This is a genomic window from Pseudoclavibacter sp. VKM Ac-2888, from assembly GCF_015351285.1.
In the GTDB taxonomy this organism is placed as follows: Bacteria; Actinomycetota; Actinomycetes; order Actinomycetales; family Microbacteriaceae; genus Pseudoclavibacter.
In genome coordinates, this window is the sequence record NZ_JADKSM010000003.1 from 101,963 (window position 1) to 118,243 (window position 16,281).

Here is a 16,281-nt window from a genome sequence, read left to right on the forward strand (position 1 = left end):
CGGTACGCGGGGGCGGAGCGGAGCCGCAACGCGGGCTACGCCACCAAGCGCGGCTCGACGCGGAGCCGTGCGTGCAAGCCCACTCCCCCACAAACGAGTCTCGGGATGGGTAACGCGCCTCGAGATGGGAAAGAACCCACCCGGAAGCGCGCTACCCATCCCGAAACGAGAGGCGGATGCTCGAGGCAGAGCCGAACGCACGGCGTGAGGCGAAAGACAGCCTGAACCGCTGCGTGGCCTACGCGAGCCCACTCCCCCCACAAACGAGTCTCGGGATGGGTAACGCGCTTCCGGATGGGAAAGAACCCATCCGGAAGCGCGTTACCCATCCCGAAACGAATAGCGGAGCCGAGGCAGAGCGCGGAGCGCCGAGCCGAGGCAGAGAGCCGAGCCGAGCGGCCGAGCGGCGGCGGCGCGGCGCGGACGCGGCGCGGCGCGGCTACGCGGCGAGGCGCGAGACGAGCGAGCGCATGCGGGCGAGCGACTGCTCGCGGCCCAGCAGCTCCAGCGACTCGAAGAGCGGCGGGGAGACCTTGCGGCCGGAGACGGCCACGCGGATCGGGCCGAACGCGACGCGCGGCTTGAGGCCGAGCCCCTCGATGAGGGCTCCACGGAGGGCGGCCTCGATGTTCTCGGTGGTCCATGCCTCTGGCGCCTCGAGCGCGTCGAGAGCAGCGATGGAGGCGTCGAGCACACCCGTCACGTCACCCTTGAGGGAGCCGACGGCCGTGTCCTCGACCACGAGGTCGGCGGCATCCACGAAGAGGAAACCGAGCATCTCGGGAGCCTCGCCGAGGAGCTGCATGCGCTCCTGGACGTGCGGCGCCGCACGCCCGAGGAGCGCGAGCTGCGCATCCGTCGGCTCGAGCGGGAGCACGCCGGCGAGCTGCAGCGGCGCGACGAGGCGGTGCGCGAAGTCGTCGGCACCCAGGAGCCGCATGTGCTCGCCGTTGATGGCCTCGGCCTTGGTGAGGTCGAAGCGCGCGGGGTTCGGGTTGACGTCCTCGACGTCGAACGCGACGACCATCTCGTCCATCGTGAACACGTCGCGGTCCGCGGCGATCGACCAGCCGAGCAGGGACAGGTAGTTGAGGAGCCCCTCCGGCAGGAATCCGCGGTCGCGGTGGTGGAAGAGGTTCGACTCAGGGTCGCGCTTGGAGAGCTTCTTGTTGCCCTCGCCCATGACGTACGGCAGGTGCCCGAAGCGCGGGATGAACTCGGCGACTCCCACGTCGATGAGCGCGTGGTAGAGCGCGATCTGGCGGGGCGTCGAGGAGAGCAGGTCCTCGCCGCGGAGCACGTGCGTGATGCCCATGAGGGCGTCGTCGACGGGGTTCACGAGCGTGTAGAGCGGCTTGCCGTTGGGTCGCACGAGCACGAAGTCGGGGAACGACCCGGCCTTGAAGGTGATCTCGCCGCGCACGAGGTCGTCGAACGAGAGGTCGGTGTCCGGCACTCGAAGGCGCAGCGCCGGCTCGCGGCCCTCAGCCTTGAGGCGAGCGATCTCGTCGGCCGACAGGTCGCGTTCGTAGTTGTCGTACCCCATCTTCGGGTCGCGACCGGCGGCCACGTTGCGCGCCTCGATCTCCTCACCCGTCGCGAACGACTCGTACAGGTGGCCGCCGTCGCGGAGCTTCTGGATGACGTCGAGGTAGATGTCGGTGCGCTGCGACTGACGGTACGGCTCGTGCGGCCCGCCGACGTTCACGCCCTCGTCCCAGCCGAGCCCGAGCCAGCCGAGCCCGTCGATGATCTGCTGGTAGCTCTCCTCGGAGTCGCGCTCAGCATCCGTGTCCTCGATGCGGAACACGAACGTGCCCCCGGTGTGCTTCGCGTAGGCCCAGTTGAAGAGGGCGGTGCGGATGAGCCCGACGTGCGGGGTCCCCGTCGGCGAAGGGCAGAAGCGGACACGGACATCGCTGCCCGTAGCGGTGGTCACAAGCGAAGAAGAGGATGCAGTCATGAGACCCCCAGCCTACCGGGGCGGCGCGGGTCACCGAGTGGGCGCGGCTCGACTCAGACGAGCACCTTCCGCCAGGCGCCCTCGCTGACGAAGGGCCGGAAGCCGAGCGCCTCGTTGACGTTCAGCATCGGGCGGTTCTCCTCGGCGTTGTACGTATAGACCCGCTCGACGTCGGGGTGCATCGCCCTCCAGGCGAGCAGGTTCTCCGCCTTCACGAGCATCCCGAGCCGGTTGCCGCGATGCTCGCGCAGCACGAGCGTGTCCTCCTGGTCGGCTCGCCTCGTGCCGTCGTCCATCCGCTGCAGCTCGCTGAAGGCCACCAGTTCCCCGGTCGGAATATGCTGGACGGCCCCCACGAGCACGCTATCGCGGCGGGCGATCGCCGTCGCCTCGAGCTCCTCGCGCACACGCCTCGCGTCCCACTCCTGCTCGTCTTCGACGAGGTCGCCCTGCGGGGCGTCCGTGCTCATGCGCGCCTTCAGCGCCGCGTAGCCGTCGATGAACTCGTCCGGCGTCGGGTACGACCACGACACGCAGCGATAGTCGGCGCCCGCGGCCTCCCTGGCGCCATCGCGCAGCGCGCGCAGGCCGGCGTCGTGCTCGGCGCCCAGCCCGAGCACGCTCATGCGCTCGACCTGACCGAGCTCGAACCCTCGTCGCAGCAGCATCTGCGCGGCCGGATCCAGCGCCGGGATGTCCCCGACACCGCTCGGCGATGGGATGCGCGGCCCAGCCACCTCCCGGTGCACCACCCACGTGCGGATCTCCGAGCGACCCGCATCTCGCACCGCCAGCTCCCCGACCTGGTACGCGGCCGCCCCGAGGCCGCGGCCCCGCGCATCCGGGTGGATCTCGAGCATCATCTTCGCCATCTCGACGTCTTCGGTGAGCGGGAAGTCGAAGAGCACACGCCCCACGAGCCGACCGTGCTCGCGGATGAGGCGCCCGTCCCGACGCTCGTACTCGCTCGGCTCGTACCCCGGCAGCAGCACCTCCGCGGGCAGCACGAAGTCGTCGTTGCGGTACGTGTCCCTCGTGACGGCGTTGCGCAGGGCCGTCATCTCGTGGAACGCCGCTGCCGCGACATCGTCGAGCGAAGACGGGATGCGCAGGGGCTCCGCGCTGAAGCCAGCCGGGGCGGCGGGGGTCGGCTTGGCGGAATCCGAGGCGGCGACATCTTGGGCAGCCGCAGCTTCGGGGCCGGCGGAGTCGGGAACGGTGGTGTCGGGCGACATCGAAGTGCTTCCTGTTGGTGCGATGAAGCTGCGGCGTCGCAGCCGACCAGGATATCGAGCGCGCCGCCGCCGCCTCAAGCCCCCGGCGTGGCGGCGGATGCGCGCGGCGGGTGCGGCAGATGAGCGTGCGCTACGCCTCGGCCAGGAACTCCCGCAGCTGCTCGACGACAAACGCATGGTCCTCGACCTGCGGCAGCCCCGAGATGCCGACCGCGCCGACGACACCGATCCCGTCGATGCGAACGGGGAACACGCCGCCGTTCGCGGCGACCTCGTCGGGGTCGAGTCGCGACTCCTGCTCGTAGACGCGTCCCAGCGAGCGGAACAGCGCACCGACGCCGAGCGATGACTGCTCGAAGTGCAGCACCGCGCGTGTCTTCCGCTCGAGCCACGCGTCGTTGTCCGGCACAGCGCCGTCGAGTGCGGCGTGGAAGACCCGCTGCTGTCCGACGACGATGCCGATGACCACGGGCAGCGAACGAGCCGCCGCCGCCTCGCGCATCCGGGAGCCGAGCCGCCACGCATCATCGCGCGAGAACCTGGTGAAGACGAGCTCGGCCTCTTCGGCACGGATGCGCGCGAGATCCGCGACCGCGGGGGCGACGGCGACGGCGACGGCCGCGGTGTCGCCCGCCTGCTCTTGCAACCGCTCCTGCGCTGGCGCGTCAGGCATCCGACGACGCCGTCCAGATGTTGATGCCGCCGTCGACGGCGTACGTGTCGATCTCTGCGAGCTCGGCGTCGGTGAACGGCGCCGCGTCGAGGCACCTGACGAGGTCGTCGAGCTGCGAGGTGCGGGACGCCCCGATGAGGGCGGACGTGATCCGCTCGTCGCGCAGCACCCAGGCGATCGCGAGCTGCGCGAGCGTCTGCCCGCGACGCTCCGCGATCGCGTTGAGGGCGCGCACCCGCTCGAGGTTCTCGTCGCTGAGCATCCCGTCGCGCAGCGTCTTGCCCTGCGTCGCCCGCGACCCCTCCGGCACTCCCCCGAGGTACTTGTTCGTCAGCAGCCCCTGGGCGAGGCCGGAGAACGCGATGACGCCAGCCCCGGCCGTCGCGTTGGCTTCGAGCACCGACGGCTCGCCGTCCTCGATCCAGCGGTTCAGGAGGGAGTACGACGGCTGCGAGATGAGCAGCGGCGTGCCGAGCTCGCGCAGGAGGCCGGCGACCTCCTCGGTGCGCTCCGCGGAGTAGGAGGAGACGCCGACGTAGCGGGCCTTCCCGCTGCGCACGATCGCATCGAGCGCGGCCGCCGTCTCCTCGAGGGGCGTCTCGGGGTCGAACCGGTGGCTGTAGAAGATGTCGACGTAGTCGGTGCCGAGCAGGCGAAGGCTGTTCTCGAGGCTCCCGAGCAGGTGCTTGCGGCCGCCGCCCGAGCCGTTCGGGCCTGGGAAAACGGGGTATCCGGCCTTCGTCGACAGCACGAGCTCGTCGCGCAGGCCCGCGAAGTCCTCGCGCAGGATCCGGCCGACGTTCGCCTCGGTCGAGCCGAAGGGCGGGCCGTAGCCGTTCGCGATGTCGAAGTGCATGATGCCGAGGTCGAATGCGTGCCGCAGCAGCTCACGCTGCTTCGCGAGGGGGGTGTCGTCGCCGAAGCCGTGCCAGGTGCCGAACGAGATCGCGGGCAGCTGCAGTCCGCTGCGGCCGACACGGCGATACTGCATCCGCTCGTAGCGGTCGGCTGCTGGGCTGTAGCGGGGGGTGAGCTGGGCGGTCATGGGAGCCCTTTCTGTCAGAGGAGGTTGTGGATGCGCGGCAGCGTCAGCGCGCGGGAGCGGATGCGCGGAGCGCGGAGAGGAGGGGCAGCTGCGCTTCGTCCTCGAGCGCACTGCCGACGGCGACGACGTCGGCTCCTGCCGAGAGGTACTCCCCCGCATTGGAAGCGTTGATGCCGCCCGTAGCGACAAGACGCATCTCGGGGAACGGCCCTCGCATGGCCGAGAACCAGTCGGCGCCGAGCACGCTGGCGGGGAACGCCTTGACCCAGGTCAGGCCGAGCGCCTTCGCGAGCTGGATGTCGGTCCCGCTGGCCACACCGGGCAGCGGGGCGAGGCCCGCGGCCTGGGCCGCCTCGATGACGGCGGGGTCGAGGCCGGGTGCGACGGTGAACGTGGCTCCGGCCTGCTTGGCCTGGTCGACGTGGTCGAGCGAGACGACGGTGCCGGCGCCGACCGCGTGTCCGCCGGGCTCGGCGGCGCGGACGACGGCGCGGAGCGCGTCGAGCGCCGCATCGTTCTGGATGGGCACCTCGACGCTCGAGATGCCGAGCGACCAGGCGAGGTTCGCGAGCTCGACGCTGCGCTCCGGGGTGTAGCCGCGCAGGATCGCCATGACGGGCGATCCGGCGAACATGGTGTCGAAGGTGTCAGTCATGTGGTCTCCAGCCGAGGTCGTGGGAGATGGCGAGGACGACGTCGTCGAGTCGCGGCTGCCATTCGGCGAGCGCGTCGAGGTCGGCACTCGCCTTGAGTGCGGTGATGGACACGGCCGCGACGACCGTGTCGCTCGAATCGCGGATGGGCATGGCGATGCAGTTGATGAAGTTCTCGTACTCGGCATCGTCGACGGCCCAGCCGCGTTCGCGGGTGCGTTCGAGCTCGGCGTCGAGGGCGGCGCGCGAGACGATCGTGTTGTCGGTGTATGGCGTGTACTCGTAGCCCTCGAGCATCCGGTCGGTCTTCTCAACGTCCTGCTGGGCGAGGATGGCCTTGCTGACGCCCGCCGTGTGCAGGAGCACCGGCTGCCCGATCTGGGAGTAGAGCCTGACCATCCCAGGCTGCTCGATCTTGTCGGCGTAGACGATGCGGTCACCCTCGAGGACGGCGAGGTGCACGGTGTGCGTGCAGTCCCTGCCGAGCTCCTGCAGCACGGGGCGGGCGATGTTGCGCAGGTCGAACTGGTCGCTGGCCGCCCGGGCGAGACCGCTCAGCCGGTATCCGACCCCATACCTGCTGTCCGCGTGACGGCGGGTGAGCCCGGTCTCGGTGAGCGTCTGCAGCATCCGCAGTGCCGTCGATCGGTGCACGCCGAGCTTGGCGGCGATCTCCGACTGGGTGCGCGGCGCGAGGCTCACGTACTCGAGGATCTCTGCTGCGCGGTGGATGCTCTGGGACATGGTGGGACTCCGATCAGGCCGGGACGAAGTCGTGTGTGCTGCCGAGGGTTCGGGCGGCGAGCCCGTGCCCTCGGTTCAAGCACGCATCGACGGGCTCGCCGCCAAGCATCGCACCGAGGTAGCCGGCGGTGAAGGCATCGCCCGCCCCGACGGCTTCGACGACGTCGACGGGATGCGCTGGCACGAACGCCGAGGACACGCTGCCGTCGACGACAGTGACCTCGGTTGCGCCGACGCTGCCGTCCTTCACGACGAGGCTGCCGGGCAGCCCGAGCCGCGAGTGGAGCGTCGCCGGGTGGCCCTCGCCCCACAGCGTCTCTGCCTCGTCACGGCCCACGAACACGAGGTCCGCGAGCGCTGCGAGCGCCGCGAGTCGCGGCCCCGCGGCTTCGATGCTCCAGAGCCCGGGCCGGTAGTTCACGTCGAACGACACGGTGATGGCGCGCCGCCGCGCCTCGAGCATGACGGCTTCGAGCATCGCCGAGCAGCTTGCCGAGAGGCCGGCGGTGATGCCCGTCACATGGAGGGCGGCGACGCCCTCCCAGTCGAGCTGGGCGAGCACGGTCGCATCCATCCGCGAAGCGGCCGAACCGGACCGGTAGTAGTAGACGGTGGTCTCCCCGTCGCCAGGATCCTTGAAGTAGACGCCGGTGGGCGCCCCCGGCACGAGCTGGACGCCTGCGACGTCGACGCCGCTCGCGCGCACCTCGTCGAGGAGGCGCCACCCGAGTGGGTCGTCGCCGAGCCAGCTCACCCAGCTGGAGGGGACGCCGGAGTCGGCGAGGTACATGGCGACCGTCGACTCCGCGCCCCCGGCCTTGACGGCGAAGCTCACGGCTTCCCTGAGCGGGGCGACGTGGGTCGGCGTGACCATGGCCATGGTCTCGCCCAGGCACAGCACGCGACCGGCGCGCGGGCCGTTCGCGAGCACGGCGCTACTTGAGAATGGGCTCTTCGGTGCGCTCACGCGTCGACCGTCCTTTCAGCAGGGCGCGGATGCGCGGGGCGAGAACGGCGAGGATGCTCAGGATGATGAGCGTCAGCGCGATGGGGCTCGTGAAGACCGCTCCGTAGCCGTCGATGAGGAGTGCACGCCGGAGGTTGCCTTCCGCGAGCGGCCCGAGGATGAGGCCGAGCACGAGGGGCCCCGGCGGGAAGCCGAAGCGTCGCATCGCGAGCCCGAGGAGCCCGAAGGCGAACATGAGCACGACGTCGAACACCGAGTTGGAGACGGCGAAGGTGCCGACCATGCAGAAGGTGACGATGACAACCGAGAGGTAGCGCTTCGGCATGGCGAGCAGCTTGACGACGCCGCGCATGCGCACGAGCGCGAGGGCCAGCGCCAGCACGGTGGCGATGAGCATGATCGCGGAGAGGCTGAAGACGAGATCGGGGCGGTTCGCGAACAGGCTCGGCCCCGGCTGGAGCCCCCACACGATCATGGAGCCGAGCATGACGGCCATGACCGAGTCGCCTGGCACGCCGAGCGACAGGGTCGTCGTGACCGATCCGCCCATCGTCGCGGTGCTCGAGCTGTCGGCGGCCGCGACTCCCTCGAGTGCGCCCTTCCCGAACTTCTCCGGGGTCTTGGAGGCGCGACGCGCCTGGTCCCAAGCGATGACGCCGGCGATGTCGCCGCCAGCCGCGGGGATGACGCCGACGACGGCGCCGATTCCCGTGCCGATGGCCGTCGGCTTGCGCAGCAGCTTGCGTTCCGCCTTGTTCGGCCACCATTTGCCGAGCTGCGTGATCGGCTGCGGCTCGGGCCCCCTCTTGGCGGAGATGACCTGGTTGAAGACCTCGGCGATGCCGAAGAGGCCGATGATGGCGGCGATGAACGGCACGCCGCTCGAGAGCTCCGGGATGCCGAACGTGAAGCGCTGGTCGCCCGAGATGGGGTCGTTGCCGATCGTCCCGAGCCACAGGCCGAACGCTCCGGCCGCGAGGCCCTTCATGACGCGGTCGCCGGAGACGCCGATCATCATGGTGAGCCCGAACACGACGAGCGCGAACATCTCGATCGGCCCGAAGCTCAGCGCGAAGCCCGAGATGGGCTGCGCGAGGAACAGCAGGATGAGGATCCCGGCGAAGGAGCCGACGGCAGAGACGAGCGCGGAGCTCGTCAGCGCGATGCCGGCCTTGCCCTGCTTCGCGAGGGGGTACCCGTCGAAGGTCGTCGCGATCGAGGCGGGGGTGCCAGGCGTGTTGATGAGGATCGACGGCACCCGATCGCCGAACTGCGCGGCGATGTAGATGGAGAGCAGCACCGCGAGACCCTGGAGGGGCTCGAGGGTGAGGGTGAAGCCGGCCGCGAGCGCGACGGCCATCGTGGCCGTGACGCCGGGGATGGCGCCCACGAGCGTGCCGAGGAGCACCCCGATGATGAGGCACAGCGCGATCGTGGGGTCGAGGAGCGCGCCGAGCCCTTCCGTGATGCCGTTCACAGCGGCACCCCCAGGAGGAGCCCGAAGACCCCGTAGAGCACAACCGTCACGATGACCGGGAACAGCAAGAGGTCACGCCAGCCGCGGCCGCCGAGCACGAACGTGAGTCCGGCGGCGAGGAGCAGCGTGACGATCACGAAGTGGAGGAAGTACCAGGCGACACCGTAGGCGGCGATGGCCGCGAGCATGAGGAGCACCCGCGAGATGCCGCGCTTCGTGGGGGCGTCCTCGCTCGGCGCATCCGGCTTGCGGATGGCGACCCCGATGAGCAGCGCCCCGAGGAGCACGATGGCCCCGCCGAGCACGGTCGGCCACCAGCGCGGGCCGAACGGGTCGCCGCCCGTCGCCGGGACGACGGCGACGGCCAGGGCGATGGATGCTCCGCCGACGGCGATCACACCCGCCGCGATGAGCATGTCCCGCCGCCGGCTGACGGGCCGGGACTCGGAGGTCTCCTCGTCGACGCCGAGCGCCACGTCGAGAGGGTTCGCCTCGACTGATCTGTCCATGACGGTCACGCCTCTACTCGCCGAACAGCTCTGCGAAGCGCTCGTTCTCGGCCTTCACGAAGTCGGTCGCCTCGTCGCCGGGGATGAACACGGGGATGTTGCCGCCCGATTCGATGAGCTCGACGTACTCGGAGCTGCCGGCCGCGGTCTCGAGCGCCGCCTGCAGCGACTCCTTGACCGCGGGGTCGAGCCCGGTCGGCGCGCCCACGGCGGCCCAGCTGCCGATGACGACGTCGTAGCCCTGCTCGCCCGCCGTCGGCACGTCCGGCAGCGCGGGGGCGCGTTCCTCGGTGAAGACGGCGAGCACGCGGAGTCGCCCGTCCTCGTCGGCGGGAGCGGTCTCGCCGATGCCGGCGACGACTGCGTCGACCTGGCCGCCGACAGCTGCCGTGACCGCGGGGGCGCCGCCGTCGAAGGGCACGCCCTGGAACTCGACACCGGCGACGTTGCCGAGCTCGGTCGCCCCGGCCTCCCAGATCGAGCCGGGGCCGGCGTTGGAGATCGTGACGCTGCCCGGGCTCGCCGCCGCGGCGGCGACGAGCTCCTCGAGCGTCTGGTAGGGGCTGTCCGCGGGGACCGCGATCGTGCCCGGCTGCTCGTTGACGATGCCGAGGAAGTCGTAGCTGGCCGGGTCGATGTCGTACCCCTGGTGGCCGAGCATGCTCACCTCGACGGGGAAGACCATGATCGAGTAGCCGTCAGCCGCGAGGCCGGCGACGTGCTGCATGCCGACGGAGCCAGCACCGCCGGGCCGGTTGTCGACGACGATCGACTGCCCCAGCTCGGACTCGAGCTGCGTCGCGAGGGTGCGGGCGGTGAGGTCGGTCGCACCTCCGGCCTGCGTCGGCGTGTAGAACGTGATGGCTTGCGAGGGAAACTCCTCGCCACCTGCGGTTCCGCCCGCGCGGTTCGCGCAGCCGGAGAGGGAGAGCACGGTCGCCGCGGCGGCGAGCAGCGCGAGGGGCGCCAGTTTCGAAGGACGTCGCTTCATCGGGGTTCCATCCACTTCGTTGGGAATGTGTTGCATATGTTGCAACGCAGTTGCACTAACTGCACACATCGTATGAAACCCGAAAGCAGCACGCAAGTGGGAGCCGAAGATCGTCTCCAGAACTGGACTCAGGGGTAAGGCAAGGCTTATCTTTGCTCAGTGAGTGCTTCCACTGCCGTTCAGACCCGCCCCGCCTACCGGCCATACTGCGCCGAGGTCAGAGCAGTGCAGCGCCTCGCTCCCGCTTTCACTCGGGTGACCTTCACATGCGACGACTTCGAGTACTTCGGCACGACCGGACTCGACCAGCGCATCAAGCTCATCCTCCCCATGGCGGACGGCACGACCAGCGACTTCGGGCAGCGCGACGAGGAGGTGCTCGACGCCGGCCTCTGGTACGAACGCTGGCGGACGACCCCCACGGAACGCCGCAGCCCCCTGCGCACCTACACGGTGCGCCGCGTCGACCCGGAAGCTCGCGAGATCGACGTCGACTTCGTCGTGCACCACGGCGCGGGTCCGGCGGGCGCATGGGCCGAGAACGCGAAGCCGGGCGACGACCTCGTCATCGTCGGCCCCGACCAGCGCAGCGAGCAGTCGCACCTCGGCGCTGACTGGCATCCCGGCACCGCCAAGCGCCTCCTGCTCGCGGGCGACGAGACAGCGGTTCCCGCGATCGGCTCGATCCTCGAATCGCTCAGCGACCGGTGCGAGGTGGATGCGCTCCTCGAGGTGCCCACGAGCGCCGACATCATCCACATCGACGTGCCCGCCAGCTTCCGCATCACCTGGCTGCCCCGCGACGGCGCCGCCCACGGCACCCGGCTGACGCAAGCCCTGCAGCAGTGGTGCCTCGACTCCCCCGAGGCGCTCGCACAGGCCGCGGCCCCCCGCCCGCAGCAGATCGCCGACATCGACGTGGACGTCGACCTCCTCTGGGACAGCCCAGAGGACGGCGAAGGCGAGTTCTACGCGTGGATGGCCGGCGAGGCCGCCACCATAAAGACCCTCCGCCGCCACCTGGTGACCACCAACGGCGTCGACCGCAAGCGCGTCGCCTTCATGGGGTACTGGCGACTCGGCCAGTCCGAGCACCAGGAATGATCGCGGGCGCACGCGCGCGCCGCGTCCGCCTCGTCGCCGTCGGGGCGGTCGCCCTGCTCCTGGTCGCCGTGATCGTGAGCCTCCTCGTGGGGGCCCGCACCGTCGCGCCATCCGTGGTCGTGGATGCCCTGCTCGCGCCGAACCCGGACCTGGCCGACCACACCGTGGTCAGGGACCAGCGCATCCCCCGCACCCTCATCGGCGTCCTGGCCGGCGCGGCGCTCGCCGTCGCCGGCACCCTCATGCAGGGGATCACGCGCAACCCCCTCGCCGACCCGGGGCTCCTCGGCATCAACGCGGGAGCCTCCGTCGCAGTGCTCGTCGCCATCACGTTCTTCAGCATCTCCGCACCCACCGGGTTCGTGTGGTTCGCCTTCGCTGGGGCTGCCGTCGCCGCAGTCGTCGTCGCCGTCATCGGCACACGCGGCCCCGACGGCGACAATCCGGCGAAGCTCGCGCTCACGGGTGCCGCCGTCACCGCCGGCCTCACCGCCGTGACGACCCTCATCCTCACCACCTCCATCGTGGCGCTCGACGTCTTCCGCTACTGGCAGGTCGGAGGCCTCACCTCGCGCGGCCTCGACACCGTCGCCGTCGTCGCGATCCCCCTGCTCATCGGCGGCATCATCGCCATCGCGAGCGCGCGCGGCCTCGACCTCATCGCCCTCGGCGCCGACACCGCGGCAGGCCTCGGCCAGAACGTCCCGCGCACGCGCGCGCTCGGCATCCTCGCGACCGTGCTGCTCTGCGGCGGGGCCACCTCGATCGCCGGGCCCATCGTCTTCATCGGGCTCCTCGTGCCGCACGCGCTGCGCGCGATGGTCGGCGACGACTACCGGCGCCTCCTCCTCATCGGGGCGCCCCTCGGCGGCGCGGTGCTGCTCATCGCCGACATCGTCGGCCGCGTCATCGCGCCGCCCGGGGAAGTCCAGGCCGGTGTCGTGGTCGCCTTCGTCGGGGCCCCGGTGCTCATCGCGCTGGTCCTCCGCCGCAAGCAGGTGGCCCTGTGACCGCCCGCGATGTCCTCCCGAAGAACACGGCAGCGCCCCTCCGCGGCTCCGAGTCGCCGCTCGAGGCGGTGCGAGCCCGCGTCCGACGGCGCCGCGGGTTCGTCGTCGGCGGCGTCACGGTGGCCCTGATCGCCGTCGTCCTCCTCGGCGTCACGACCGGCGACTACCCGCTCACCCTCGAGCAGCTCGCGCGCACCCTGCTCGGGGGAGGCGACCGCCTCGAGTCCTACGTGCTCTTCCAGGTTCGGCTCCCGCGCGTGCTCATGGGCGTCCTGGTCGGCGCCTGCCTCGGCGTCGCCGGCGCCCTCCTGCAGGGCGTGCTCCGGAACCCGCTCGCGAGCCCCGACCTCCTCGGCATCAGCGGCGGCAGCAGCGTCGCAGCCGTGTTCCTGCTCCTCGTCTTCGGCGTCACCGGGCCGATCCTCGCGGTCGCCGCCTTCGCCGGGGGGCTCGCGGTCGCCGCCATCCTGCTCCTCGCGGCAGGCAGGCGAGGCGAGGCCGGCTTCCGGCTCATCCTCGCCGGCATCGGCATCTCGTTCCTCACCGTCGCCATCATGAACTACCTCATGGTCCGCAGCCAGGTCGAGCTCGCTCAGGCCGCCCTGCTCTGGGTCACGGGCTCGCTCGCGTCCACCGCGTGGTGGCACCTCCTCGTGGTCGCCGCCGTCGCCGTCGCCGTCCTCCCCGCCGTGCTCATCTCCGCGCGCTGGCTGCCGATCACCCAGCTCGGCGCATCCACGGCCGCCGGGCTCGGCGTCACCACCAGCCGGGTGCGGATGATCGCCGTCGTCTCCGCCGTGCTGCTCACCGCCGTCACGTGCGCCTTCGCGGGGCCCATCTCGTTCATCGCGCTCTGCGCACCCGCCATCGCCAGGTCCCTGCTCGGCCACGGCTCCATCGGAGTCGGGACGAGCGCGATCACGGGCGCCGCCCTCCTCACGGGCGCCGACCTCGTCGCGCAGTTCGCGATCCCGGACACCTCACTGCCCGTCGGAGTCGTCACGGGGGCCGTCGGCGCCGTGTTCCTGCTCTGGCTCCTCGCCTCGACGAAAGGACGCCAGCTGTGACCGGCGACCACCAAGCACCCGCAGCCTGGGTCGACCCCACCGCCGCAACGCCAGCGGGGCCGCGCCTCTCCGCGCGCGGACTCTCGGCCGGCTACCCCGGCCGCACCGTCATCGAAGGACTCGACCTCGACATCACCCCGGGCCGCATCACGATGATCATCGGCGCCAACGCCTGCGGCAAGTCCACCCTCCTCGGCGTGCTCGCGCGCCTCACCTCGCCCCTCGCGGGCAGCGTGCAGCTCGACGACGTCGACGCCGCCAGCATCCCCAGGCGCCGGTTCGCGCAGACCGTCGGGATGCTCCCCCAGCATCCGACCGCCCCCGACGGACTCACGGTCGCCGAGCTCGTCTCGAGAGGCCGGCACCCGCACCGCGGACTCTTCGACCGCTGGGGAACCGCCGACACGACGCACGTCGACGAGGCCATGCGCCGCACCGGCGTCGCGGAGCTCGCCGATCGACCGGTCGGCGACCTGTCCGGCGGGCAGCGGCAGCGCGTCTGGATCGCCATGTCCCTGGCGCAGAACCCCAAGGTGCTCCTCCTCGACGAGCCCACGACGTTCCTCGACCTCAGCCACCAGCTCGAGGTCCTCGACCTGCTCGTGAGCCTCAACCGGCGCGAGGGCACCACCATCGTCGTCGTCCTGCACGAGCTGAACCTCGCGGCCCGCTACGCCGACGAGCTCATCGTGATGCGCGACGGTCGCATCGTCGCCAACGGCTCCCCCACCGAGGTGCTCACGAAGGAGGTCGTCGCCGACGCCTTCGCCCTCGACGCGCTTGTCATGCCGGACCCCCTCACCAGAACACCCCTCATCGTCCCCGTCCCGGGAGGCGCCCACACGGGCAGCGAGCCCGAGTAGCCCCTCTCCACCCCCAGCTCTTCACGCATCCGCACGAAAGGAACCACCCCATGAACCGCACCCTCCGACCGATCGCCGCCGCCGCGGTGGCGGTCACGGCGCTCGCACTCAGCGCCTGCGCCCCCGCCGCCACCGACACGAGCGACGCGGCCGCCGCACCGGGCGACGCCGCGAGCTTCCCCGTCACCTTCGAGCACATGTACGGCACCACCACGATCGAAGAGGCGCCGACGCGCGTCGCGACGTGGGGCTGGGGCGTCACCGACGCGGTCCTCGCGCTCGACATCGTCCCCGTCGCCATGGCATCGATGGACTACGGCGGAGGCGAGGACCGCATCGCGCCGTGGGTCTCCGACAAGATCGAGGAGCTCGGCGGCGAAGCCCCCGTCATCCTCGACAACGCCACCTACGAGCTCTCCGTGGAGGCGCTGCTCGCCACCGACCCCGACGTGTTCATCGCGTCCTACTCCGGGCTCACGCAGGAGGAGTACGACGCCGTCACCGCGGCCGGCGTGCCCGTCGTCGCCCCCGAGGAAGCGATCTGGTCGACGCCGTGGCGTGACGTCATCACCGACACCGGCAAGGCCCTCGGCCTCGAGGCGGACGCCAACGAGATCCTCGCCGACCTCGACCAGCAGGTCGCCGATCAGGCCGCCGAGCATCCCGAGTTCGAAGGCACGACGATCGCCTACGCGTCCGAGGATGTGGACACCTTCTACCTCCTCCTCGAGAACGACCCGCGCGTCGAGCTGCTCACCGACCTCGGCTTCACGAGCGCACCATCCGTCGCGGAACTCGCAACCGGGGAGTCGACGTTCTCGACGACCGTCTCCAGCGAGAACCTCGACAAGATCGACGCGGACGTCGTCTTCACCCAGACCGAGACCGAGGAGCAGCTGCAGACGTTCCTGACCTCGGACCGCACGAAGCTCATCCCCGCCGTCTCCAAGGGCGCCGTCGCAGCGCTCGTGGGCGAGGAGAACGGCGCGGCCATCTCGCCGACCGCCCTCTCCATCCCGTTCTTCCTCCCGATGCTCGTCGAGCAGCTCGCCACGGCGACCGCGGTCGCGAAGAGCTAGCGACGGGGGCCCACCCCCACGCAGAACGCTGCCAGTCCCCCACGCAGAACGCTGCCAGTCAGATGCGCCCTCTCGGAAGCCGAGGGGGCGCATCTGACTGGCAGCGGTGGTTCTGCCCGACCGAGCGCTTAGCGCGCGGTGACGGGGTTGGAGAGCGAGCCGATGCCCTCGATCGTGCAGGTCACCGTGTCGCCCTTCGCGAGCGGACCGACCCCCGCGGGCGTGCCCGTGAGGATGATGTCGCCCGGCAGCAGCGTGAACACGCTCGACGCGTACTCGACGAGCTTGGCGACCGACGTGATCATCTGCGAGAGGTCGCCCTCCTGGCGCAGCTCGCCGTTGACCTCAGCGGTGATGCGGCCCTTCGAGGGGTCGAAGTCGGTCTCGATGATCGGGCCGAGCGGGCAGAACGAGTCGAAGCCCTTCGCGCGAGCCCACTGGCCGTCGCTCTTCTGCAGGTCACGGGCCGTGACGTCGTTCGCGATCGTGTAGCCGAAGATGACCTGAGCCGCGTCGGCGGCCGGCACGTTGCGGGCGACCTGGCCGATGACGACGGCGAGCTCCGCCTCGTGGTCGACGCGCTCCGACTGGGGCGGCAGCACGATGGGGTGGCGAGGGCCGATGACCGAGGTGTTCGGCTTGAGGAACATCATGGGCACCTCGGCGGCCTCGTTGCCGAGCTCGTTCGCGTGCTCCGCGTAGTTGCGTCCGAAGCCGATCACCTTCGAGCGCGGCAGCACGGGCGACTGCAGCTGCACCTGGTCGATCGGGATGCGTTCGTCGAGCGTCTCGTAGCCGAGGTAGAGGGGGTCACCCGCCAGCTTGACGTAGACCTTCTCCTCCTCGTCGAGGATGCCGAAAGTGAGCTGACCCTGGTATTCGAAGCGCGCGATCTTCACCG

Annotated in this window: 16 protein-coding genes; 5 read left to right on the forward strand and 11 right to left on the reverse strand. The window is 70.7% G+C overall.

From position 1 onward, the window contains the following. Positions 1-439: 439 nt before the first annotated feature. The 10 genes from gltX to ITJ61_RS17895 all read right to left on the reverse strand — a co-directional run bounded on the left by gltX (position 440) and on the right by ITJ61_RS17895 (position 10,257). The gene (gene gltX, locus ITJ61_RS17850) at positions 440-1,963 is read right to left on the reverse strand and encodes a glutamate--tRNA ligase (RefSeq protein WP_194687026.1); all 1,524 of its coding nucleotides are present in this window, start codon (positions 1,961-1,963) and stop codon (positions 440-442) included. A gap of 53 nt (positions 1,964-2,016) precedes the next feature. Further along, entirely contained in the window at positions 2,017-3,198 is a 1,182-nt protein-coding gene (locus ITJ61_RS17855) for a GNAT family N-acetyltransferase (protein ID WP_194687027.1), read from the reverse strand. A gap of 130 nt (positions 3,199-3,328) precedes the next feature. Continuing rightward, complete coding sequence (locus ITJ61_RS17860) at positions 3,329-3,871, reverse strand: heme-degrading domain-containing protein (RefSeq protein WP_194687028.1); 543 nt, start codon at positions 3,869-3,871, stop codon at positions 3,329-3,331. Then, on the reverse strand, positions 3,864-4,916 hold the full coding sequence (gene mgrA, locus ITJ61_RS17865) for an L-glyceraldehyde 3-phosphate reductase (protein WP_194687029.1): 1,053 nt from the start codon (positions 4,914-4,916) through the stop codon (positions 3,864-3,866). Before mgrA ends, ITJ61_RS17860 begins: the two co-directional genes overlap by 8 nt. A 43-nt stretch (positions 4,917-4,959) precedes the next feature. Beyond that, positions 4,960-5,571 (reverse strand): bifunctional 4-hydroxy-2-oxoglutarate aldolase/2-dehydro-3-deoxy-phosphogluconate aldolase, encoded by a 612-nt coding sequence (locus ITJ61_RS17870; protein ID WP_194687030.1) that lies wholly within the window; start codon positions 5,569-5,571, stop codon positions 4,960-4,962. Beyond that, positions 5,564-6,313, reverse strand: coding sequence for an IclR family transcriptional regulator (locus ITJ61_RS17875; protein ID WP_104240469.1), 750 nt, complete (start codon positions 6,311-6,313; stop codon positions 5,564-5,566). The genes ITJ61_RS17870 and ITJ61_RS17875 overlap by 8 nt, the downstream gene beginning before the upstream one ends. A gap of 13 nt (positions 6,314-6,326) precedes the next feature. Beyond that, the gene (locus ITJ61_RS17880; protein ID WP_323744405.1) at positions 6,327-7,280 is read right to left on the reverse strand and encodes a sugar kinase; all 954 of its coding nucleotides are present in this window, start codon (positions 7,278-7,280) and stop codon (positions 6,327-6,329) included. Continuing rightward, complete coding sequence (locus ITJ61_RS17885) at positions 7,249-8,757, reverse strand: tripartite tricarboxylate transporter permease (RefSeq protein WP_194687031.1); 1,509 nt, start codon at positions 8,755-8,757, stop codon at positions 7,249-7,251. Before ITJ61_RS17885 ends, ITJ61_RS17880 begins: the two co-directional genes overlap by 32 nt. Beyond that, complete coding sequence (locus ITJ61_RS17890) at positions 8,754-9,266, reverse strand: tripartite tricarboxylate transporter TctB family protein (RefSeq protein ID WP_194687032.1); 513 nt, start codon at positions 9,264-9,266, stop codon at positions 8,754-8,756. The genes ITJ61_RS17885 and ITJ61_RS17890 overlap by 4 nt, the downstream gene beginning before the upstream one ends. Positions 9,267-9,279: 13 nt before the next feature. Then, entirely contained in the window at positions 9,280-10,257 is a 978-nt protein-coding gene (locus ITJ61_RS17895; protein WP_104306103.1) for a tripartite tricarboxylate transporter substrate binding protein, read from the reverse strand. A 159-nt stretch (positions 10,258-10,416) separates the two neighbouring features. Between ITJ61_RS17895 and ITJ61_RS20420 the strand changes: the two genes are divergently transcribed. The 5 genes from ITJ61_RS20420 to ITJ61_RS17920 are packed head-to-tail and all read left to right on the forward strand — an operon-like array spanning position 10,417 to position 15,380. Then, positions 10,417-11,361 carry a siderophore-interacting protein gene (locus tag ITJ61_RS20420; RefSeq protein ID WP_194687033.1) on the forward strand — a complete coding sequence of 315 codons (945 nt, stop codon included), beginning with the start codon at positions 10,417-10,419 and terminating at the stop codon, positions 11,359-11,361. Then, entirely contained in the window at positions 11,358-12,371 is a 1,014-nt protein-coding gene (locus ITJ61_RS17905) for a FecCD family ABC transporter permease (RefSeq protein ID WP_104306101.1), read from the forward strand. Before ITJ61_RS20420 ends, ITJ61_RS17905 begins: the two co-directional genes overlap by 4 nt. Continuing rightward, complete coding sequence (locus ITJ61_RS17910; protein WP_323744406.1) at positions 12,368-13,438, forward strand: iron ABC transporter permease; 1,071 nt, start codon at positions 12,368-12,370, stop codon at positions 13,436-13,438. The genes ITJ61_RS17905 and ITJ61_RS17910 overlap by 4 nt, the downstream gene beginning before the upstream one ends. Continuing rightward, entirely contained in the window at positions 13,435-14,301 is an 867-nt protein-coding gene (locus ITJ61_RS17915; protein ID WP_194687034.1) for an ABC transporter ATP-binding protein, read from the forward strand. The genes ITJ61_RS17910 and ITJ61_RS17915 overlap by 4 nt, the downstream gene beginning before the upstream one ends. Before the next feature lie 50 nt (positions 14,302-14,351). Then, entirely contained in the window at positions 14,352-15,380 is a 1,029-nt protein-coding gene (locus tag ITJ61_RS17920; RefSeq protein WP_104240462.1) for an ABC transporter substrate-binding protein, read from the forward strand. A 128-nt stretch (positions 15,381-15,508) separates the two neighbouring features. On the opposite strand, the gene ITJ61_RS17925 is transcribed toward ITJ61_RS17920, so the two are convergent. Continuing rightward, positions 15,509-16,279: a fumarylacetoacetate hydrolase family protein gene (locus tag ITJ61_RS17925; protein ID WP_104240461.1), complete on the reverse strand. Its 771-nt coding sequence runs from the start codon at positions 16,277-16,279 to the stop codon at positions 15,509-15,511. Positions 16,280-16,281 lie beyond the last annotated feature (2 nt).

What these genes read in the sequence shown, in the direction of transcription:
- ITJ61_RS17870 (WP_194687030.1), bottom strand. Translation starts at nt 5,571, where the DNA reads ATGACTGACACCTTCGACACCATGTTCGCCGGATCGCCCGTCATGGCG.
- ITJ61_RS17905 (WP_104306101.1), top strand. Translation starts at nt 11,358, where the DNA reads ATGATCGCGGGCGCACGCGCGCGCCGCGTCCGCCTCGTCGCCGTCGGG.
- ITJ61_RS17860 (WP_194687028.1), bottom strand. Translation starts at nt 3,871, where the DNA reads ATGCCTGACGCGCCAGCGCAGGAGCGGTTGCAAGAGCAGGCGGGCGAC.
- ITJ61_RS17895 (WP_104306103.1), bottom strand. Translation starts at nt 10,257, where the DNA reads ATGAAGCGACGTCCTTCGAAACTGGCGCCCCTCGCGCTGCTCGCCGCC.
- mgrA (WP_194687029.1), bottom strand. Translation starts at nt 4,916, where the DNA reads ATGACCGCCCAGCTCACCCCCCGCTACAGCCCAGCAGCCGACCGCTAC.
- ITJ61_RS17890 (WP_194687032.1), bottom strand. Translation starts at nt 9,266, where the DNA reads ATGGACAGATCAGTCGAGGCGAACCCTCTCGACGTGGCGCTCGGCGTC.
- ITJ61_RS17920 (WP_104240462.1), top strand. Translation starts at nt 14,352, where the DNA reads ATGAACCGCACCCTCCGACCGATCGCCGCCGCCGCGGTGGCGGTCACG.
- ITJ61_RS17855 (WP_194687027.1), bottom strand. Translation starts at nt 3,198, where the DNA reads ATGTCGCCCGACACCACCGTTCCCGACTCCGCCGGCCCCGAAGCTGCG.
- gltX (WP_194687026.1), bottom strand. Translation starts at nt 1,963, where the DNA reads ATGACTGCATCCTCTTCTTCGCTTGTGACCACCGCTACGGGCAGCGAT.
- ITJ61_RS17875 (WP_104240469.1), bottom strand. Translation starts at nt 6,313, where the DNA reads ATGTCCCAGAGCATCCACCGCGCAGCAGAGATCCTCGAGTACGTGAGC.